Genomic DNA, 19,519 nt, shown 5'->3' on the forward strand with positions numbered 1-19,519 from the left:
CGGCGAGTGATCACTCGCCTTGCTCGCGTTGAACCGCATCAGGGGGTTCCATGAGATCCAATCGCGCCATCAAGCGCGCCGGTGTGAGCCTGGCAGCGACACTGCCTCTGCTCGCCGGCGCGCTGGCGCTCGGCATTCCCGCGGCCCATGCCGCGGACGCCCCGGGCCGGGACACGCTCGCCGGCACCAGGCCCGCGTGGGCCACCGCCAAGGCGGACAAGGGCGCCACGGCCGACAGCTCCAAGGTGTCCGCCCGGGTGTACCTCGCCGGCCGGGACGCGGCCGGGCTGACCGCGTACGCGAAGGCCGTCTCCGACCCGAAGTCCGCCTCGTACGGCAAGTACCTCACCGCCGCGCAGGTCCAGCAGCGCTTCGGTGCCTCCCCGGCCCAGGTCGCCGCCGTCAAGGCGTGGCTGACGGCGTCGGGCCTCAAGGTCACCGGCGTCACGGCCCACTACGTCACAGTGACCGGTGACGTGGCCGCCGCCGAGAAGGCCTTCAGCACACAGCTGCACAACTACGCCAAGGGCAAGAGGACCTACCGTGCCCCGGCGAAGGCCGCGTCCGCGCCGGAGAGCCTGAAGGGTGCCGTCCTGACCGTCACGGGTCTGGACAACGCCCCGCACACGGCGACCCACGACGACACGCTGCCGGCGCCGGAGACGGTGTTCCGCAACGCGGGTCCGTTCTCCACGTACTACGGCTCGAACACCGCTTCGACCCTGCCGACGGCGTACGGCGCCCAGATCCCGTACGCCGTCGAGGGCTACACGGGCAAGCAGCTGCGAGCCGCGTACGGCGCGGGCAGCTGGACCGGCAAGAAGGTGCGCGTCGCCATCACGGACGCCTACGCCTCGCCGTACATCGCCGGCGACGCCGCCACCTACGCGGCCAAGCACGGCGATGCCGACTACCGGAAGGGCCAGCTCAAGCAGGTCCTGCCGGCGAACTACACGAACACCGAGGACTGCGGCGCCGCCGGCTGGTACGGCGAGGAGACCCTCGACGTCGAAGCCGTGCACGCGGTCGCGCCGGGCGCCGACATCACGTACGTCGGCTCCGCGTCCTGCACCGACGACGACCTGCTCGACGCGCTCGGCAAGGTCGTCGACAAGCACCTGGCCGACATCGTCTCCAACTCGTGGGGCGACAACGAGGCCAACCAGACCCCGGAGCTGGCCGCCGCCTACGACCAGCTGTTCAAGCTGGGCGCGGTCCAGGGCATCGGCTTCTACTTCTCCTCCGGCGACAACGGCGACGAGGTCGTCAACACCGGCCAGAAGCAGGTCGACACCCCGGCCAACTCGGCGTGGGTGACGGCGGTCGGCGGTACCTCGCTGGCGGTCGGCCGGGGCGACAAGTACCAGTTCGAGACCGGCTGGGGCACCGAGAAGGCCTCGCTGTCGGCCGACGGCAAGAGCTGGACGAACTTCCCGGGCGCCTACACCTCCGGCGCGGGCGGCGGCACCAGCGCGACCGTCGCGGAGCCCTTCTACCAGAAGGGCCTCGTCCCGGACTACCTGGCCAAGGCCAACAGCTCGAAGGGCAACCGGGTCGTCCCGGACATCGCGGCCATCGCCGACCCGAACACCGGCTTCAAGGTCGGCCAGACCCAGACCCTGCCGGCCGGCGGCACCGCCTACGACGAGTACCGCATCGGCGGTACGTCCCTGGCGGCACCGGTGATCGCGGCCGTGCAGGCGCTGGCCCAGGAGGCTCGCGGCGGCAAGGCGATCGGCTTCGCCAACCCGGCGATCTACGCGACGTACGCCTCGCACGCGAAGGTCTACCACGACGTGACCGACAACCCCACGGGGTACGGACTCGCCGTGGCACGCCTCGACTTCGCCAACGGCTATGACTCCACGGACGGGATCCTCACCTCCGTCCGCAGCCTCGGCAAGGACAGCTCGCTGCAGGCCGTACGCGGCTACGACGACGTGACCGGCGTGGGTTCACCCGCGAGCGGCTACGTCGAGTCGTACCGGCGCCGCTGACCCGGCAGCATGCCTGAAGCCCGCCCCCGGAGCGTTCACCGTCCGGGGGCGGGCTTTTTGTCTCTCCCTGGATCCCGCTACGCGTGCGGCGGCCTGACTCCTCGCCCACCTCGCTCCGTCATGAGGAAGATCACGAAACCCGCGACGAACACGAGTGCGCCGCCGATCAGGAACGGTACGGGGGTGTACTCGTCGATACACGTCTGCCCGCCCGACGACGAACTGCAGACATTCCCCGGGCCGCCACGGTTCAGGTACGCGAGGTAGAAGAGTGGCAGCGCCAGCCCCGCGAGACCTCCGACAGCGGCGTTCCGTGGCCCCTTCCGCAGCAGGAGCACCGCGCCCACGGCGGCCAGGACGAGGAACACCAGCCCCACCGTCAGGATCGCGGCGAGCCCGACGGCCAGGCACGCTCCCACTGCGAACCACGCCAGGAACCAACCCCAGCCCGACCTGCGTCTTTCACTGTCCACCCGTGCACCGCTGTATGCCATACCTCTCATTGAAGACGCGGCCATGACATCCGGGCAACGCACTTCAATGTCTCATTGCCCTGCCATCGTGGAGAGATGACCAGAGATGACCCGAAGCGCGTTGCGGCGGGCCCGGCTTACGGCATGTGACCGCTGAACCAGAAGCGAGAGACCCTGACCGGCGTGGGCCGACGCACACTCCGCACCACCCCATCGTGTCGCATTGACGATTACACTTGGCGGCGTGCCTCAACTACGCCTCGCCCTGAACCAGATCGACTCGCGCGTCGGCGACATCGCCAAGAACGCGGACTCGGTCCTCCGCTGGACCCGGCACTCCGCCGAGCAGGGAGCGCACCTCGTGGCGTTCCCGGAGATGGTGCTGACCGGGTACCCCGTCGAGGATCTCGCCCTGCGCTCCTCCTTCGTGGAGGCGTCCCGCGCGGCCCTGCGCTCACTCGCCACGCGTCTCGCCGACGAGGGCTTCGGTGAGCTGCCGGTGGTCCTCGGCTACCTCGACCGGTCCGAGAGCGACCTGCCGAAGTTCGGCCGCCCGGCCGGCTCCCCGCGCAACGCGGGCGCGGTTCTGTACGGCGGCGAGGTGCTTCTGACCTACGCCAAGCACCACCTCCCGAACTACGGCGTCTTCGACGAGTTCCGCTACTTCGTGCCGGGCGACACCATGCCCGTACTGCGGGTGCACGGCGTCGACGTGGCGCTCGCGATCTGCGAGGACCTCTGGCAGGACGGCGGCCGGGTCCCGGCGGCGCGCTCCGCGAGGGCGGGCCTCCTGCTCTCGATCAACGCCTCCCCGTTCGAGCGCGACAAGGACGACACCCGCCTGGAACTGGTCCGCAAGCGCGCCCAGGAGGCGGGCTGCACGACCGCCTACCTCGCGATGGTCGGCGGCCAGGACGAGCTGGTCTTCGACGGGGACTCGATCGTCGTCGACAAGGACGGCGAGGTGATCGCACGGGCCCCCCAGTTCACGGAGGGCTGCGTGGTCCTCGACCTGGACCTGCCGGCTGCTCTGCCCGACGCCCCGACGGGCGTGGTGGACGACGGGCTGCGCATCGACCGCGTGGTGCTCTCGGAGGACCCGCTGCCGGCGTACGAGCCCGAGCTGACGGGCAGCTACGCGGAGCGCCTGGACGACGCCGAGGAGATGTACTCGGCGCTGGTGGTGGGCCTGCGGGCGTACGCGACGAAGAACGGCTTCAGGTCGGTGCTGATCGGCCTGTCCGGCGGTATCGACTCGGCGCTGGTCGCGGCGCTCGCGTGTGACGCGGTGGGCGCGGAGAACGTGTACGGCGTGGCGATGCCGTCGAAGTACTCGTCCGACCACTCGATCGGCGACGCGGCGGAACTGGCCCGGCGCACGGGCCTCAACTTCCGCACGGTGCCGATCGAGCCGATGTTCGACGCGTACATGGGCTCGCTGGGTCTGACGGGCCTGGCGGAGGAGAACCTCCAGTCACGGCTGCGGGGCACGATGCTGATGGCGATCTCCAACGAGGAGGGTCACATCGTGCTGGCGCCGGGCAACAAGTCGGAGCTGGCGGTGGGTTACTCGACCCTGTACGGCGACTCGGTGGGCGCGTACGGCCCGATCAAGGACGTGTACAAGACGTCGGTCTTCCGCCTGGCCGAGTGGCGCAACAGGGCGGCCTCGGAACGGGGCGAGACCCCGCCGATCCCGGAGAACTCGATCACGAAACCGCCGAGTGCGGAGTTGCGTCCGGACCAGGTGGACACGGATTCCCTCCCCGACTATCCGGTCCTCGACGCGATCCTCGAGCTGTACGTGGACCGGGACACGGGCGCCGACGAGATCGTGGCGGCCGGATACGACGCGGAACTGGTGACCCGGGTACTGCGGATGGTCGACACGGCGGAGTACAAGCGACGCCAGTACCCGCCGGGCACGAAGATCTCGGCAAAGGGCTTCGGCAAGGACCGGCGGCTGCCTATTACGAACGGGTGGCGGGAGTCTGTTTAGCAATAGCTCAACCGATAAGCTTGAGATTTAACCCGTAGGAGCCTTGGGTGCGTGGCTCGCATACTCGTCAAATGAGCTCGATCTCCACGCACCACCGGTTCCGGGACCCCCGGAGCACGAAGTACGACTTCCTCAGGTCGGTTCTCGTGCGCTGTCCCGGCTGCGGGAAGGTCGCGCACGTCGGTACAGCACCAGACCCGTCCGGGGTTCACGACCAGGGCCTCTTCGCACGGAGGCGTCTCGTTTGTCGCAGCTGTGGGCTGGCGAAGGACTGGAGCCGTGGCGGTGTGGCCTTGCACCGGGACCGGCATGCGCCGGCCACAGACCCGTACTTCGATGTACGTCTCTGGCTGCAGACCGAGACCCGGCACGGGTGGGTATGGGCCTACAACCTGGAACACCTGGACCTGATCAGACGATTCGTGCGGGCACCGCTGCGTGAAGGGATTCCCTGGCACGACCATGGCCGAAGGATGACCGTGGTGGCGCGCCTGCCCGCATGGATGCAGCAGGCCAAGAACCGTGACGAGGTGCTGCGGGCCATCGCCCGCATCCACACCTCACTGCTGCGCACCTGACCTTGTCCTTAGCCAGGAGCATCGCTGCTGACCTGGGCGTCAACCGGGCGACCCTGCGGGAGTGGGTGCTGCGTGACCGCGAACGCGTGGCATCACTGCTGCGGTTGCGAAGCCGGGCGCCCGGTCCCGGGAGGCGGTGTCGTCCGCTGATCCGGACGCGCGGGTGCGGCAGTTGGGGCCCGGGTGGCCGAGCTCGAGTCGAGTGAGCGCAAGCTCGCCACCGAGCGGGACATCCTCCGCAAGGCAAGTTCGTTGACGACCACCGCACCACGGCCACCAGGACAGATAGTGCACGAGCCCCAAAGAGGCAGGGATCAATGGCATCGTTCCCCAGGCATCGCCAGGGGTACCGTTCTGGTGTCGAGTCAGAACGGAGCCCGGTATGCCCCCGCATATGGACGAGCACACGGGCGCACGCGTCGCACGCGCGCGCAAAGCCCGCCGGTTGACACAACGCGAGTTGGCCGACCTCTCGAACGTCTCGTACAGCACCCTGACCAAGGTGGAACAAGGCAACCTGCCCGCGAGCCCGTCTGTCACCGGGGCGTTGGCCCGCGCACTGTCCGTGGCGGTCACCGACCTGACCGGTCAGCCCTACCTCGACGAACTGCGACAGGACCAACTGGACGGTCTGATCAACCCGATCCGCGAGGCTCTGAACATCTACGACCTGGGCCCCGACCCGGACGTGGCCCCGCGCCCGGTGGCAGAACTGGAAGCCGACGCGGACAGGCTCTGCGCCATGGTCCGCGCGACGAACATCAAACAGGTCGCCGCCGACCTGCCCGCCCTGATCCACGAAGCCACAACGACCGCCCACATCACACCCGTTGACCGCAACTGGCGGCTGCTCGCCAGTACGTACCGGACCGCGTACGACGTGACCACGAAGCTCGGGTTCTCCGACTTGTGCACGGTGGCCCTGGACCGCCTGGACTGGGCAGCGCAGCGCGCATCGGATCCGGTACTCAGCGGGATGCGTCAGTACCTGCGGGCTCTGGCCTATCTCCGGGCGAGCGACTACCGCACCGGGGGGCGGCTGGTCCAGCTGGGGATGGCCACCCTGCAGCAGGCCGAGGCGGGCCGCGAACGTGATGTCCTCACCGGCCAAATCCACCTCGGTGCCGCCGTATTGGCGGGTCGCTCCAAGGACGCGGAGACAGCAGAAGCGCACCTCGGTGAGGCACAGCGCATCGCGCAGCGGACCGGCCCGGCGGAGAAGGTGCACTGGCTGTCTTTCGGCCCGACCAACGTCGGTGTGCACCGCGTGAGCGTGCTCGCGGAACTCGACCAGTACCCCGAAGCCGTGCACGCGGCGCAGGAGATCGCGATTCCCGCCGAGTGGCCCCCGTCCCGGCTGGCGCATCACCACGCCGAGGTCGCGCGGGCGGAGATGTGGACGGGCCGCACCGACGCGGCGTTCAAGAGCCTGACGAGAGCGCGCAAACTGGCGCCGCAGCAAACTCGATATCACCCCACGGTGCGCGAGACCTATGCCGGGCTGGAAGCGGCCAGACGCAGAATGCCGGATACCTTCAACAACTTCGGTTCATGGCTCGGTATGTGACATTGCGTCAAGCAAAGGCCGGGGCTATCAGCGATGTCTGATAGTTCCGGCCTTCTGTTGTCCCCATGATGTGGAAGTGCAAAGACCCCCGCGACCGTGCGACCGGTCCGGGGGCGTGGCCCACCACTTCGAGGGAGTGATGAACATGGCCGAGCGTAGCGCTGCCGCGCTGCACTGGCTTCTGGCGCCCCTGGCTCTCTGGGGCCTCACCCGCCTGTTCCCACCGACCGGCATCCGCCGGAGGGCATCGACAGCGATTCGAGCCGTCGAGACGAACAAGGACACAAGAGATCACGTGTGCCTGGTAGTACGGGTGCCCGCTCAGCGTCGGTCGCCGTACAGCACCGACCACGCACCCCTTGACGGTTCCGCATCCCGCCTCTCACGGCCGTACCTGCCCGACCTCGCCGACCAGGTCGCCGAGGTCACCGCACTGCGTACAGCCCGTGTACGGCCGTACTGGACAGCGGGGGAACACGTGCTGAGATGGCGGCGACGGCGCGTGCTGGTGCCGGCGGCTCACTTGCGGCTCGACCTCGATACCCCCGACATCCAACCGGTCCTGGCCGGGGGTGGCGTCCGATGATCGGCGCGAGGGTCAACTCGGCCGTACGGCAAGTCGAGTTGCCGATGCTGCGTACCTACCGCCTGTGGTTCGAGCACGCCCGCAAGTGCGCCGACTGCAAGAACGTCCGCAAAGCGCAGCAGGGTTGTGGAAGCGGACGGGAACTATGGAATGCCTACCGCCTCGCATACGCCGGAGGCGACCGATGACCCCGCCGACGGCGAACACGGACCGGTGCGGGAAAGTTCGCGCCTCGCTGTTCTACCGCGCCCCGATCCTCAGCGAGGTGGGGGCCTGCGTTCTCCCCCACGGTCACGACGGGGATCACCGAGACCCGAAGGGCGGCACCTGGAATGTGATCCCGCTCTACCCGATGACCAACGTCGGCAGGGAGACGGAGAAATGACCCGCGCCCCCGAGCCGGCCTGGACGCCGGAACGCCCGTACGTCTCCGGCCGCTGCTCCATCGGCACCCATGGCGTGTGCCAGGACGCGGAGCCCCGGGAGAGCGGTTTTACTGGACTGCGCTACCTGGTGTGCACGTGCTGTTGCCACCGACTGGGGCCGATCCCTGCGAACGGAGTCAGTTCGTGAATTGCCGCGACAGCAAGCGGGGTTGATTCCGCGCATGCAGGAGGCTCAGTAGCTCATCGCCGTCGCCGACGGACGCGGCGGCGATGAGCCGTGCCGCCCTCCCCTACCGGTTGCCTGCGGGCCGGCCGATGTGGGCCCGCAGCAGCTTCACCGCCAGGTCGTGGCCGTAGCGCTCGGCCATGCCCATGGGACTGCGACCGGCTGGATCAGCGAGCTCCGGATCAGCCCCGAAGGCCAGCAGCACAGCAGTGGTATGCACAGTCAGCGGTTGGCCGCTCTGCAGACAGCCATCGCCCTCGGTGTCAATCGCATGCGTCAGCAGCGTCATGTTGCCGAAGACCTCGTCGGGGTCGGACCCGTCGCCCAGCAACCGCGCCAGGGTCTCCGCGTCCTCGTGCTCGACCGCGTGGTGGGCAGGCGTCCAGTAGTCACTCACCGAGGCATTCAATCGCCACCACAGCCCGCCCGCCAGCGACTGTCCACGCCACCGGTCACACTTGAGACGGCGTCTACGTTGCCGGGGCCTGGGCCTGAGGTGAAGAAGCAGTGGGGTCGGGGTGGACGGACCTCCTCCGAAGCCCTGGCATCGTCCACCGCTACTGGTTCGGAATTTCGAGCAACTCATTTGGTTCGGCATTTCGATCAAAAATCGTTCGACATTTCGACCTTCTCCGAAACCCTCCTTTCTCACGCGAAAACTTGACGACTTATTGGCCGGCGTTTGACGACTTGTTAGCGCTCGCATGTGACTCATGCCGGAAACATTGACGCAACTTCACCCCGAAGCCATACTGGCGGCCACCTGACCTCCAGGTATCCCCTACCTGCCGTCCGAAGTGCCGCACAGCGGTCTTCACCCAAGCGTCACAATTGTTAGCGCTCACATCCTGTCCCGCCCCCAGGGACAGGGGTTTTCCTCCCTCCCGCCACGAAGTTCCGCTGCATTCAAACCCCTCCGTGCAGCGGCGCCTTCGGGTATTCGTCGCACACCACAGGAACGGAGATCAACGGTGATTTCTCTTTCTCTTTCACGTCGTCAACGACTCAGAGGGATACTTCTCTCGGTCGGCGCGACCGTCGCGGTGGTCGCCGGCCTTCTGGTCGGCGCCGCCGGCCCGTCACAGGCCGCCACCTCGCTCCCGTGTGACATCTACGCCGCGGCCGGTACGCCCTGCGTCGCCGCGCACAGCACCACACGTGCGCTCTACGCCTCGTACAGCGGCGCCCTCTACCAGGTCAAGCGGGCCTCGGACTCGGCGACGACCAACATCAACACCCTCACCGCGGGCGGCTACGCCAACGCCGCCGCGCAGGACACCTTCTGTTCCGGCACTACGTGCATCATCACGCAGCTCTACGACCAGAGCCCCCAGCACAACAACCTCACCGTCGAAGGCCCCGGCGGCAACGGCGGCCAGGACGTCGGCGCCATCGCCAACGCGCTGCCGGTGACGGTCGGCGGGCACGCGGCCTACGGGATCTTCGTGTCGGCCGGTGTCGGCTACCGCGACAACAGCACCTCGGGCATCGCCACGGGGAGCAAGCCCGAGGGCATGTACATGGTGACCAGCGGCCACCATGTGAACAACCGGTGCTGCTTCGACTACGGCAACGCCGAGACGTCCGGCAACGACACCGGCAACGGCCACATGGACGCGCTCAACTTCGGTACGGAGTGCTGGTTCTCGTGCTCCGGCGCCGGATCGGGCCCCTGGGTCGAGGCGGACCTGGAGAACGGCCTCTTCTTCGGCGGAAACGGCTCCCACCCCAGCAACACCGGCAACAGCAGCGAGTTCGTCACGGCGCTGCTCAAGAACAACGGCACGACGACCTACGCCCTCAAGGGCGGCAACGCACAATCAGGGTCGTTGACCACGTGGTACGACGGGGCCCTGCCCAACCTGGGCGGCTACACCCCGATGCAGAAGGAGGGCGCCATCGTCCTCGGCACCGGCGGTGACAACAGCAACGGCTCCGACGGCTCCTTCTTCGAGGGCGTCATGACCGCCGGCTACCCGACCGACGCCGCCGACAACGCCGTACAGGCCAACATCACCTCCGTCGGCTACACCACCCCGGCCGCCACCTTCCCCGTAGCCGGCACCGCCTACCGGCTGACCAACACCAACTCGGGCAAGGTGCTGGACGCGGTGAACTGCGGTACCGCCAACGGGACTTCGGTCGACCTCTGGGCCTCGCTCGGCAACACCTGCCAGCAGTGGAAGTTCGCCAGTGCGGGCAACGGCCACTACACCATCACCAACGTCAACAGCGGCACGGTCCTGGACGACAAGAACTGCGGTCAGTCCAACGGCACGGCCGTCCAGCTGTGGGCCTCGCTCGGCAACAACTGCCAGCAGTGGGACGTCACCCACGTCCGCAGCCACTACACCATCAGCAACGTCAACACCGGCATGACGCTCGACGCGACCAACTGCGCCACGGCCAACGGCACCCTGGTCCGCCAGTGGCAGCAGCTCGACAACACCTGCCAGCAGTGGGACATCGCTCCCTAGCCGTCCCCCCGCCGTCCCCCCAGTCGGCGATCCCTCTCACCCCGATGGCCTGCCGAGTGCCCACACCTCCGGCAGGCCATCGGCCTGTCCCAGGCCTGAGAGGTCAGCGGACGACGTCGAAGACGTTCATCTGCAGGCCGTTGGCGTACGCCTCGGACTCGACGAGCCGCAGCTTCTGGGTGTCCCTTGTCCGTGGCGCTGAACAGGCGCTTGCCCGCGCCGAGCAGGAGCGGGAAGACGAGCAGGTGGTAGCGGTCGATCAGGCCGGCGTCCGAGAGGGCGTGGTTGAGGGTGGCGCTGCCGTGGACGATGATCGGGCCGCCCTCCGTCTCCTTCAGCGCGGCGACCTCGTCGAGCGAGCGCAGGATGGTGGTCTCCCCCCAGTTCGAGACCAGGGCGTCCTCGGTGAGGGTGGTGGAGACGACGTACTTCGGCATCACCTTGTAGTCGGCGAAGTCCTCCATGTGCGGCCACACGGGGCTGAACGCCTCGTAGCTGACCCGGCCCAGCAGCATCGCGCTGGATTCCTTCTGCTCCCGGCCCTTGATCTCGAACGCCTCCGGGAGGAACTCGATGTTTTTGAAGGTCCAACCGGCGTTCCGGTAACCGGACTCGCCGCCGGGGGCCTCCACGACTCCGTCGAGCGAAACGAAAGCGGTGCTGATCAGGGTGCGCATAGTGGGTCTCCTGGGTGCGTCTCGCGGGGTGTCTCGGGCCTGGTACGCCGAATCTCAGCCGTTTCTACCCTGACTGACCGCGGGTCGCGGCGAAACTCATCGGCCGTCGTCCACGAACCCACCCCTCAGTGGTGCACCTTCTCCGCCCGCGCGGGCATGTGCGACGCCACGACGCGTTCCCGCCTGACCGACGGAGTCGCCGCTCGCCGGTCCACCGCGTACGCGACCGCCGCGACGCCCAGGCCCAGTACAGCCAGTCCCGCCCCCACCAGCGCCGGGGACGTCACGCCGAAGCCCGCCGCCAGGGCGAGGCCTCCGATCCACGCTCCCCCGGCGTTGGCCAGGTTGAAGGCCGCCTGGTTCGCCGAGGAGGCCAGGGACGGGGCCGTCGACGCCTTCTCCATCACCATCAGGTTGAGCGGGGAGCCCGTGACGAAGGCCGCCACGCCGAGCAGCGTGACCGCCAGCGCCGCGCTCCACGGGGTGCTCATCAGCAGCGGGAACGCGCCCAGGACCACGATCAGCGAGACCAGGCCGCCGAACAGGGTGCGCCGCATCGAGTGGTCCGCGAGGCGTCCGCCCAGCAGGTTGCCGATCGTCGCGCCCACGCCGAAAAGGGCCAGCAGCAGCGTCACGCTGGAGTCGGCGTACCCGGCGGAGTCCGTGAGCATCGGGGTGATGTAGCTGTACGCCGAGAACAGGGCGCCGAAGCCCGCCACCGTCGTACCGAGGGCCAGCCAGACCGGCAGCGACCGCAGCGCGGCCAGCTCGCCGCGCAGACCCGCGACCGGTGTTTCCACCCGGCCCCGCGGGATCAGCAGGGCCAGCGCCGCTATCGCCGCCACGCCGATGACGCTCACGCCGAGGAAGGTCGCCCGCCAGCCGAGCTGCTGGCCCATCGCCGTGGCCACCGGGACACCGAGGACGTTCGCGACCGTCAGGCCCAGGAACATCAGGGAGACCGAGCGCGCCTTGCGTTCCGGGGCCACCATGGTCGTCGCCACCACCGCGCCGACGCCGAAGAAGGCGCCGTGCGGCAGTCCGCTGAGGAAGCGGGCGGCCAGGAGGTAGTCGTAGTCCGGTGCGAACGCGGACAGGGCGTTGCCCGCCACGAACAGGGCCATCAGGCCGATCAGGACCTTACGGCGCGAGATCCGGGCGGTGGCCGCCGCGAGCAGCGGGGCGCCGATGACGACGCCGAGCGCGTACGCCGAGACCAGGTGCCCGGCGGTCGGGATCGAGATGTTCAGGTCGTCCGCGACTTCGGGCAGCAGGCCCATCATCACGAACTCGGTCGTGCCGATGCCGAAAGCACCCACGGCGAGGGCGAGCAGGGCCAGGGGCGTGGCCCTGCGGGTGGGGGCGGACAGGGAGGTCGGCGTGGGCCGGGACATCAGAACAGCGGCCTTTCGAAGGGTGCGACGGGCGTAGGTCCGTACAGTTTATGTTCAAGTGCGGAACAAAGACTGCCACGCCCGGTATTCCCCCGGGTTACGAGCCCGTTGCCGTTGCCCCTACGCGGCCGGAATCTTCACCCGGGCCGCGATCGGCAGGTGGTCGCTCGCCGTGCGGGGCAGTGACCAGGAGCTGACCGGTTCCACGCCCTGCACCATGATCTGGTCGATCCGGGCCAGCGGGAACGACGCCGGCCAGCTGAACCCGAACCCGCTGCCGGACGCGCCCTGCGTGGAGCGCATCTGGGCGGTGACGGCGTTCAGCGCGCGGTCGTTCATCGTGCCGTTCAGGTCGCCGAGCAGGATCTTGCGGGTCAGCTTCTCGTCGGAGAGCGCCTCGCCCAGCGCGTTCGCGCTCTTGTCGCGCTGGCGGGCCGTGAACCCGGCCTTCATCTTCACGCGTACCGACGGGAGATGGGCGACGTACACGGCGACCGACCCCTCCGGTGTCGCGACGGTCGCGCGCATCGCGCGGGTCCAGCCCAGCTTGATGTCCACCGGCCGGGCGGCGCTGATCGGATACTTGCTCCACAGCCCGACCGTGCCCTGCACCGAATGGTACTTGTACGTCGCCGCGAGGGCCTTCTCGTACGTCGGGACGGCCGTGTCCGTCAGCTCCTCCAGGGCGAGGAGGTCGGCGCCGGAGCCCGCCACCTCGCGGGCCGTGCCGGCCGGGTCCGGGTTCTCCGCGTTGACGTTGTGGGTGGCCACCGTCAGATTGCCGCCGGTGCCGGCGTTGCTGCCGAGCAGCCCGCCGAAGAGGTTGAACCAGACCGTCGTGGTCACCACGATCGCGATCAGCGCGGTCGCGGAACGCCGGACCAGCGCGACAACGAGCAGCAGCGGTACGGAGATGATGCCGAACCAGGGCAGGAACGTCTCACTGAGGCTGCCGAGGTTGCCGATCCGGTTGGGGATCTGCGCGTGCATGACCATGACCAGGGCGAGCAGCAGTGCCAGCGCCGCCGTGATCAGGCCCCGGCGCCAGATTCTCGGATCGCCCCGCCAGCCGTCCGTCAGACGGGTCATCAGGCGCCGAAGCCGGGGTCCCCGACGCTCGGGTCCCGAGCCTCCGTTGTCCGTCTCCGTCATGTACGCCTGCTGGGCCATACCGTCGCCTCACAACCTGCCGCGCATACCGTCCGTCCCCCGCGTCTAAGACCCTAGGGGATGAACGGTTCCGATCTCGCCGTCTCATGACGGCCGTACGGGGACGATGACGAACAAGTCGGCGCGAGCAGTTCCGGTTACGGTCCGGTCAAGGGCCGTCTGTGACGAAACACGCACAGTAGAGCGCCGACCGGCCCGTGGGGCGTACGAATTGCTGGTTACGGTGCCACCGGCCGCAGACCTTCCAGCAGCGTGTCGACGATCTGCTCCGCGAGCCCCTCGGGCAGGTCCGCGTCGGTGCGCAGTACGGCGCGCAGGAGCATGGGGCCGAGGAAGAGGTCGTACATCATCGTGACGTCGATGTCCGGGCGCACCTCACCGTTTCGCTGGCCCCGGCGCAGGAGTTCGGCGCCGAGCAGGCGGCGCGGCTCGATGACGGTGGCCTGGTAGGCGGCCCAGAGTTTGGGGCTGCTCTTCACCTGGGCCTGGACGTTGTGCAGGAACGCCGAGGACTGGTGGGCCAGTCCCCGGCGGCGCAGCGCCTCCAGCAGGACGACCAGGTCGTCGCGCGTCGACGTGCCGGGGAGCTCCGGGTCGGCGGGTTCCATGACCCGCATGACGTCGACGAACAGTTCCTCCTTGCCCGGCCAGCGGCGGTAGATGGTGGCCTTGCCGACACCGGCGGTGCGTGCCACCCGCTCGATGGAGATGTCCGCGAGCGGCACGCCCTCCTCCAGGAGTTGCAGCACGCCCTCGATGATGGAGCGCTCCACGGCTTCGCTCCGGGGGCGGCCACGGGTGCTGCTCCGATCGGCCGTGGTCCGAGCCGTGGTGACTGCGCCGGCCGGGCCGTCCGCGAGGTTCACGCGACCTGCTCCTTTCCTTCTCCGGCGCGGATGCGCCGGTGCGCCGATTCTCCCTGTCGCCCCCGTCCCCCCGTCCTCCGTCCCCCCGTAATGGCACCCCTTGGGCGCCCTTCGTCCCGTACGTCCGCCGCTCAGTGGTCCGCGGACGCCAACTGCGGCTTCTCCTCGCCCTCTTGGGGTGCGGCCGGGCGGCCCGGCAGGCACAGGGCGACGACCAGGGCGCCCACGAGGGCGACGCCCGCGCCGCACAGCGCGGTGATGTGCATCGCGTGCAGGAACGCGTCGTTGGCGGGAGCGACCAGGGCATCGCCCCGGGGCCGAGCTTGGCGGCGACGCCGAGGGTGGCCTCGATGGACTCGCCCGCGGTGTGCCGTACGCCGGCAGGCAGCGCGCCGAGCTTGTCCTCGATGTCGTTGCGGTAGACCGCCGAGAGGACGGAGCCCAGTACCGCGATGCCGAGCGCGCCGCCGACCTGGCGGAAGGTGTTGCTGAGCGCGGACGCGGAGCCGGCCTTCTCGCGGGGCAGGGCCTGCATGATGACGACGCTGGTCGGCGTCATGATGTGCGCCATGCCGGTGCCCATGAGGAAGAAGACGACTTCCAGCAACCAGATCGGGGTGTCCGTCTCGAACGAGGCGAACGCGGCGAGGGTCGCGGCGATCAGCAGCATGGCGGCGGTGGTCGTGGCCCGGTTGCCGAAGCGGTCGACGGCCAGCCGGGCGCGCGGCGCGAAGATCAGCTGGGCGGCGGCCAGCGGCAGCATCAGCAGGCCGGTCTGGAGAGGTGAGTAGCCGCGCACGCTCTGGGTGTAGAAGACCGAGAAGAAGGTCACGCCCATCAGCGCGAAGAAGACGAGAGCGATGACGGACATCGCCGCCGAGAAGGTCTTGTTGCGGAAGTACGTCACGTCGATGGACGGGTGGTCGCTGCGCTTCTCGAACAGCACGAAGCCGACGAGTACGGCGAGACCGGCGCCGATGGTCGCCAGTACCTGCGGGTCGGTGAAGTCGGCGAGCTGGCCGCCCTTGATGATGCCGTAGACGAGCAGCACGAGGCCGACGACGGACAGCAGAACCCCTACGGGGTCGATGCGGCCGGGCTTCGGGTCGCGGGAGTCGGGCACCAGGACCGTCATCAGGACGAGGGCGATGATCACGATCGGCACGTTGATGAGGAAGACGGAACCCCACCAGAAGTGGGCGAGGAGGACGCCTCCGGTGATCGGCCCTATGGCGATGGCCAGGCCGACACCGCCGGCCCAGATGCCGATGGCCTTGGGCTGCTCCTCGCGCTCGAAGACGTTCATGAGGACGGCGAGGGTGGCGGGCATCACGAAGGCGGAGCCGAGGCCCATCAGGGCCCGGAAGACGATCAGCTCGGTGGGCGAGCCCGCGGAGGCGGCGAGGGCGGAGCCGATGCCGAACACGGCGAGTCCGCCGAGCAGCACCTTCTTGCGGCCCAGCCGGTCGCCGAGGATCCCGGCGGTGAACAGCAGCCCGGCGAAGACGAGGGTGTAGGCGTTGATCGCCCACTCCAGCTCGCTCTGGGTGGCGCCCAGGCCGGTCGGGGCGGGGGTGGAGATGGTCTTGATGGCGACGTTGAGGATGGAGTTGTCGAGCACCACGATCAGCAGGCTGAGCATGAGCACGCCGAGGATCGCCCAGCGTCGCCGGTGCACGGCCTCCGGGATCCGGGGGCCGGTGGCGGGTGGGCCGGCAGGAGTAGTCATGACAGCAAGCCTAGGCCTATTCCGATACGAGACCGTCTCGTATCGGAATTCCTTACCCAGCTCTTACGTAGGGCCCGGCATCGGCGGGACTCAGTGACGGTGGAGCGCCGCGTCGATGGAGCCCGCGTCGACGGGTGGCGGCGCGAGACGTTCAGCACACAGGCGGCCCTCCGTGGGCGACCACTAGCCGTCCCCGGACGGGAGGTGCCACCATGGGAGGGATCCGGGGACGCCGTCAGGGCGCCTCGAGATGAATTGAAGGAGCCGTTGCCATGACGCAGCTTCAGTCTGCCCACCAGGCCTCCGCCGGCAGCACCACCGCGACGACGAACTCGGCGAACGCGACGAACGCGCTGTACGGGGGCAAGGGCACGCGCCGCATCACGGTCCGGGACATCACCGCCGCCAAGGAGCGCGGCGAGAAGTGGCCCATGCTCACCGCGTACGACGCGATGACCGCGTCCGTCTTCGACGAGGCCGGTATCCCCGTCATGCTGGTCGGCGACTCGGCGGGCAACTGTCACCTGGGCTACGAGTCGACGGTACCCGTGACCCTCGACGAGATGACCATGCTGTCGGCTGCGGTCGTCCGGGGTACGAGCCGGGCACTGATCGTGGGCGACCTGCCCTTCGGTTCCTACCAGGAGGGCCCGGTGCAGGCGCTGCGCTCGGCGACCCGGCTGGTGAAGGAGGCGGGGGTCGGGGCCGTCAAGCTGGAGGGCGGCGAGCGCTCGCACCGCCAGATCGAACTGCTGGTCGAGTCCGGTATCCCGGTGATGGCCCACATCGGCCTGACCCCCCAGTCCGTGAACTCCATGGGCTACCGCGTCCAGGGGCGCGGCGAGGAGGCCGCGCAGCAGCTGCTGCGGGACGCGAAGGCCGTGCAGGACGCGGGGGCGTTCGCGGTGGTCCTGGAGCTGGTGCCGGCCGAGCTGGCGGCGGAGGTCACGCGGATGCTGCACATCCCCACGGTGGGGATCGGGGCGGGAGCGGAGACCGACGCGCAGGTGTTGGTGTGGACGGACATGCTGGGGCTGACCGGGGGGCGGGTGCCGAAGTTCGTCAAGCAGTACGCGAATCTGCGTGAGGTCATGGGGAACGCGGCGAAGGCGTTCGCGGAGGATGTGACGGGCGGGGCGTTCCCGCTGGAGGAGCACTCCGTCCACTGACCTGACGGGTCCGTGACGCTGTGGACGGCCCGTCCACGGTCACGGATGTAATAGAGCCACTGCGGCACGACAGCAGCCCGCCGACTTCCCCCATCGGCGGGCTGCGGCTTTTTGTTTTCGCCCCCTCCGCCCCTACCCGTCCCATCCTGTCCCTGGGGGCTGCGCCCCCAGACCCCCCTCCGGCCCTGAAGGGGCCTTGTCCTCAAACGCCGGACGGGCTGAGAGTGCGGGTCGGTGCCGGACGGGGCAGGGGTGTGGGCCGGCGCCTGGAGGGGGGCGACCTGGGCTGCGATACCCCTGTCGGTGGTCTGTAGGGGGTTTGTCGGTGGGGGGTGACAGGTTCGGTTCATGACGCGAATCGACAACCGCCCCGCCGACGGGGTCACACGTGCCGTTTCCGTGCGGGGGCTGGTCAAGCACTACGGCGAGACCAAGGCGCTGGACGGCGTCGACCTGGACGTCCGGGAAGGCACCGTACTCGGTGTGCTCGGGCCCAACGGCGCCGGCAAGACCACCCTCGTACGCATCCTCTCCACCCTGCTGCGGCCCGACTCGGGGCACGCCACCGTCGCCGGGTACGACGTGCTGCGGCAGCCCCGGCAGCTGCGGCGCGTGATCGGGCTCACCGGTCAGTACGCCTCCGTGGACGAGAAGCTCCCGGCTGGGAGAACCTGTACATGATCGGGCGGCTCCTCGACCTGTCCCGCAAGGACGCCCGCGCCCGCGCCGACGAACTGCTGGAGCGCTTCTCCCTCACCGACGCGGCCAAGCGGCCGGCGAGCACGTACTCCGGCGGTATGCGGCGGCGGCTGGACCTGGCCGCGTCGATGATCGGCCGGCCCGTCGTCCTCTACCTCGACGAACCCACCACCGGGCTCGACCCCCGCACCCGCAAAGAGGTCTGGAGCGAGGTCAAGCGGATGGTCGGCGACGGGGTGACCGTACTGCTCACCACCCAGTACATGGAGGAGGCCGAACAGCTCGCCTCCGAGCTGGTCGTCATCGACCGGGGGAAGGTCGTCGCCGGTGGCGCGATCGACGAGCTGAAGGCGAAGGTCGGCGGCCGTACCCTGCGGATCCGGCCCGCCGACCCGCTGCAACTGCGCCCGCTCGCCCGCGATCTGGACGACCTCGGCATCACCGGCCTCGCCACCACGGCCGTGGACACCACCAACGGCAGTGTCCTGGTGCCGATCCTGAGCGACGAGCAGCTCACCGCCGTGACCGGCGCGGTCGTCGCGCGCGGCATCACGATCGCCTCGATCTCCACCGAACTGCCCAGCCTGGACGAGGTGTTCCTGTCCCTCACCGGCCATCGCGCCAGCACCCCGCAGGACGACACCACGCCCGCCGACACCCGAGAGGAGGTCGCCGTATGAGCACCACGACCGTGACCGCACCCGTGCAGGACGTCCAGAGCGACGGCCATATCCCACTGCGCAGCCATCTGCGCCACACCGGAGCCCTCGTCCGGCGCAATCTCCTGTGGATCCGGCAGGACCCGGAGTCGATGGCCGACGCGCTGCTGATGCCGATCATCTTCACCCTGCTGTTCGTGTTCGTCTTCGGCGGCTCGATCGGTCAGGCCACGGGCGGCGGGCAGGACGGTTACGTGCAGTACGTGATCCCCGGGATGATCGCGATGATGAGCATGACGCTGTCCCAGGGCGTCGGCACCGGCTTCAGCCAGGACTTCAACTCCGGTGTCATGGACCGTTTCCGGTCCCTGCCGATCGGGCGCGGTTCGGTGCTGTTCGCGAAGATCTCGGTCGAGCTGGTGCGGATGCTGTTCGCGACCACCGTGCTGATGATCGTCGCCGTCCTGGTCGGCTTCGACATCGACAACTGGCCCGGACTGTTCGCGGCCGTGGGTCTGGCCACGCTGTTCGCCTCGTCGATCATGTGGGTGTTCCTCACCCTTGGCGTGATCATGAAGAGCGCGCAGTCCGTGCAGGCGATGGGTTTCCTGGTGCTGTTCCCGCTCCAGTTCGGTTCGTCGATCTTCGCCCCGACCCAGTCGATGCCGGGCTGGCTCCAGACGTTCACCGACTACAACCCGCTGTCGACGCTCGCGGACGCGGCCCGTGGACTGATGGTGGGCGGTCCGGTGGCGCACGATCTGTGGGTGACCGTCGGCTGGTCGCTGGCCATCACGGCCGTGATGGCGCCGGTCGCCATCCACAAGTTCCGCACGAAGAGCTGACCACGCGCAGACACCACGGCAC

At 68.9% G+C, this 19,519-nt stretch carries 16 protein-coding genes and 4 pseudogenes; 13 read left to right on the top strand and 7 right to left on the bottom strand.

Going from position 1 to position 19,519, the window contains the following annotated elements; genetic code table 11:
- The first annotated feature begins 50 nt into the window (after positions 1-50).
- The gene (locus QA861_RS35955) at positions 51-1,997 is read left to right on the top strand and encodes a S53 family peptidase (RefSeq protein WP_334592904.1); all 1,947 of its coding nucleotides are present in this window, start codon (positions 51-53) and stop codon (positions 1,995-1,997) included.
- Positions 1,998-2,074: 77 nt separating this feature from the next.
- Here the strand turns inward: QA861_RS35955 and QA861_RS35960 are convergent, their stop codons facing one another.
- Positions 2,075-2,470, bottom strand: coding sequence for a hypothetical protein (locus QA861_RS35960; protein ID WP_334592906.1), 396 nt, complete (start codon positions 2,468-2,470; stop codon positions 2,075-2,077).
- A 244-nt stretch (positions 2,471-2,714) separates the two neighbouring features.
- Here QA861_RS35960 and QA861_RS35965 point away from each other — a divergent pair, with 244 nt between their 5' ends.
- From QA861_RS35965 to QA861_RS35990, 6 genes are all read left to right on the top strand, one after another.
- Positions 2,715-4,469 carry an NAD+ synthase gene (locus QA861_RS35965; protein WP_334592907.1) on the top strand — a complete coding sequence of 585 codons (1,755 nt, stop codon included), beginning with the start codon at positions 2,715-2,717 and terminating at the stop codon, positions 4,467-4,469.
- Between the two features lie 71 nt (positions 4,470-4,540).
- Entirely contained in the window at positions 4,541-5,047 is a 507-nt protein-coding gene (locus QA861_RS35970) for a hypothetical protein (RefSeq protein WP_334592909.1), read from the top strand.
- A 382-nt stretch (positions 5,048-5,429) separates the two neighbouring features.
- On the top strand, positions 5,430-6,614 hold the full coding sequence (locus QA861_RS35975; protein ID WP_334592910.1) for a helix-turn-helix domain-containing protein: 1,185 nt from the start codon (positions 5,430-5,432) through the stop codon (positions 6,612-6,614).
- 145 nt (positions 6,615-6,759) lie between these two features.
- Positions 6,760-7,200: a hypothetical protein gene (locus QA861_RS35980; protein ID WP_334592911.1), complete on the top strand. Its 441-nt coding sequence runs from the start codon at positions 6,760-6,762 to the stop codon at positions 7,198-7,200.
- Positions 7,197-7,388, top strand: a complete 192-nt coding sequence (locus QA861_RS35985; protein WP_334592912.1) for a hypothetical protein — start codon at positions 7,197-7,199, stop codon at positions 7,386-7,388. Before QA861_RS35980 ends, QA861_RS35985 begins: the two co-directional genes overlap by 4 nt.
- Positions 7,385-7,585 carry a hypothetical protein gene (locus QA861_RS35990; RefSeq protein WP_334592913.1) on the top strand — a complete coding sequence of 67 codons (201 nt, stop codon included), beginning with the start codon at positions 7,385-7,387 and terminating at the stop codon, positions 7,583-7,585. The genes QA861_RS35985 and QA861_RS35990 overlap by 4 nt, the downstream gene beginning before the upstream one ends.
- 291 nt (positions 7,586-7,876) lie before the next feature.
- On the opposite strand, the gene QA861_RS35995 is transcribed toward QA861_RS35990, so the two are convergent.
- Entirely contained in the window at positions 7,877-8,209 is a 333-nt protein-coding gene (locus QA861_RS35995) for an ankyrin repeat domain-containing protein (RefSeq protein WP_334592914.1), read from the bottom strand.
- Positions 8,210-8,783: 574 nt separating this feature from the next.
- Between QA861_RS35995 and QA861_RS36000 the strand changes: the two genes are divergently transcribed.
- Positions 8,784-10,289 (top strand): arabinofuranosidase catalytic domain-containing protein, encoded by a 1,506-nt coding sequence (locus QA861_RS36000; protein ID WP_443041621.1) that lies wholly within the window; start codon positions 8,784-8,786, stop codon positions 10,287-10,289.
- A 103-nt stretch (positions 10,290-10,392) separates the two neighbouring features.
- On the opposite strand, the pseudogene QA861_RS36005 reads toward QA861_RS36000, so the two are convergent.
- The 5 genes and pseudogenes from QA861_RS36005 to QA861_RS36025 form a co-directional block, all read right to left on the bottom strand.
- A pseudogene (locus QA861_RS36005) lies at positions 10,393-10,966 on the bottom strand (dihydrofolate reductase family protein).
- A gap of 125 nt (positions 10,967-11,091) precedes the next feature.
- Positions 11,092-12,360: an MFS transporter gene (locus tag QA861_RS36010; protein ID WP_334592916.1), complete on the bottom strand. Its 1,269-nt coding sequence runs from the start codon at positions 12,358-12,360 to the stop codon at positions 11,092-11,094.
- Positions 12,361-12,480: 120 nt separating this feature from the next.
- Positions 12,481-13,449 carry an endonuclease/exonuclease/phosphatase family protein gene (locus tag QA861_RS36015; RefSeq protein ID WP_443041682.1) on the bottom strand — a complete coding sequence of 323 codons (969 nt, stop codon included), beginning with the start codon at positions 13,447-13,449 and terminating at the stop codon, positions 12,481-12,483.
- 299 nt (positions 13,450-13,748) lie between these two features.
- Positions 13,749-14,396 (bottom strand): TetR/AcrR family transcriptional regulator, encoded by a 648-nt coding sequence (locus QA861_RS36020; RefSeq protein ID WP_334592919.1) that lies wholly within the window; start codon positions 14,394-14,396, stop codon positions 13,749-13,751.
- Positions 14,397-14,527: 131 nt separating this feature from the next.
- Positions 14,528-16,125 (bottom strand): annotated as a pseudogene (locus tag QA861_RS36025) (MFS transporter).
- Between the two features lie 272 nt (positions 16,126-16,397).
- Here QA861_RS36025 and panB point away from each other — a divergent pair.
- The 5 genes and pseudogenes from panB (at position 16,398) to QA861_RS36040 (ending at position 19,497) form a co-directional block, all read left to right on the top strand.
- Positions 16,398-17,294, top strand: a complete 897-nt coding sequence (gene panB, locus QA861_RS36030) for a 3-methyl-2-oxobutanoate hydroxymethyltransferase (RefSeq protein WP_334592920.1) — start codon at positions 16,398-16,400, stop codon at positions 17,292-17,294.
- A gap of 96 nt (positions 17,295-17,390) precedes the next feature.
- Positions 17,391-17,542 (top strand): annotated as a pseudogene (locus QA861_RS47265) (cobyrinate a,c-diamide synthase); the annotation flags it as partial.
- Positions 17,543-17,642: 100 nt separating this feature from the next.
- Complete coding sequence (locus QA861_RS47465) at positions 17,643-17,975, top strand: ATP-binding cassette domain-containing protein (RefSeq protein WP_503461760.1); 333 nt, start codon at positions 17,643-17,645, stop codon at positions 17,973-17,975.
- Positions 17,948-18,673 (top strand): annotated as a pseudogene (locus QA861_RS36035) (ATP-binding cassette domain-containing protein); the annotation flags it as partial. The gene QA861_RS47465 and the pseudogene QA861_RS36035, both read left to right, overlap by 28 nt.
- Positions 18,670-19,497 (top strand): ABC transporter permease, encoded by an 828-nt coding sequence (locus tag QA861_RS36040; protein WP_334592921.1) that lies wholly within the window; start codon positions 18,670-18,672, stop codon positions 19,495-19,497. The pseudogene QA861_RS36035 and the gene QA861_RS36040, both read left to right, overlap by 4 nt.
- Positions 19,498-19,519: the final 22 nt, after the last annotated feature.

The organism is Streptomyces sp. B21-083 (genome assembly GCF_036898825.1).
Lineage (GTDB): Bacteria > Actinomycetota > Actinomycetes > Streptomycetales > Streptomycetaceae > Streptomyces.

Bases quoted from the DNA above. Each gene is read 5' to 3' on its own strand.
- QA861_RS35955 (WP_334592904.1), top strand. From the start codon at position 51: ATGAGATCCAATCGCGCCATCAAGCGCGCCGGTGTGAGCCTGGCAGCG.
- QA861_RS35970 (WP_334592909.1), top strand. From the start codon at position 4,541: ATGAGCTCGATCTCCACGCACCACCGGTTCCGGGACCCCCGGAGCACG.
- QA861_RS35975 (WP_334592910.1), top strand. From the start codon at position 5,430: ATGCCCCCGCATATGGACGAGCACACGGGCGCACGCGTCGCACGCGCG.
- QA861_RS35980 (WP_334592911.1), top strand. From the start codon at position 6,760: ATGGCCGAGCGTAGCGCTGCCGCGCTGCACTGGCTTCTGGCGCCCCTG.
- QA861_RS35985 (WP_334592912.1), top strand. From the start codon at position 7,197: ATGATCGGCGCGAGGGTCAACTCGGCCGTACGGCAAGTCGAGTTGCCG.
- QA861_RS35990 (WP_334592913.1), top strand. From the start codon at position 7,385: ATGACCCCGCCGACGGCGAACACGGACCGGTGCGGGAAAGTTCGCGCC.
- QA861_RS36010 (WP_334592916.1), bottom strand. From the start codon at position 12,360: ATGTCCCGGCCCACGCCGACCTCCCTGTCCGCCCCCACCCGCAGGGCC.
- QA861_RS36015 (WP_443041682.1), bottom strand. From the start codon at position 13,449: ATGACCCGTCTGACGGACGGCTGGCGGGGCGATCCGAGAATCTGGCGC.
- panB (WP_334592920.1), top strand. From the start codon at position 16,398: ATGACGCAGCTTCAGTCTGCCCACCAGGCCTCCGCCGGCAGCACCACC.
- QA861_RS47465 (WP_503461760.1), top strand. From the start codon at position 17,643: ATGACGCGAATCGACAACCGCCCCGCCGACGGGGTCACACGTGCCGTT.
- QA861_RS36040 (WP_334592921.1), top strand. From the start codon at position 18,670: ATGAGCACCACGACCGTGACCGCACCCGTGCAGGACGTCCAGAGCGAC.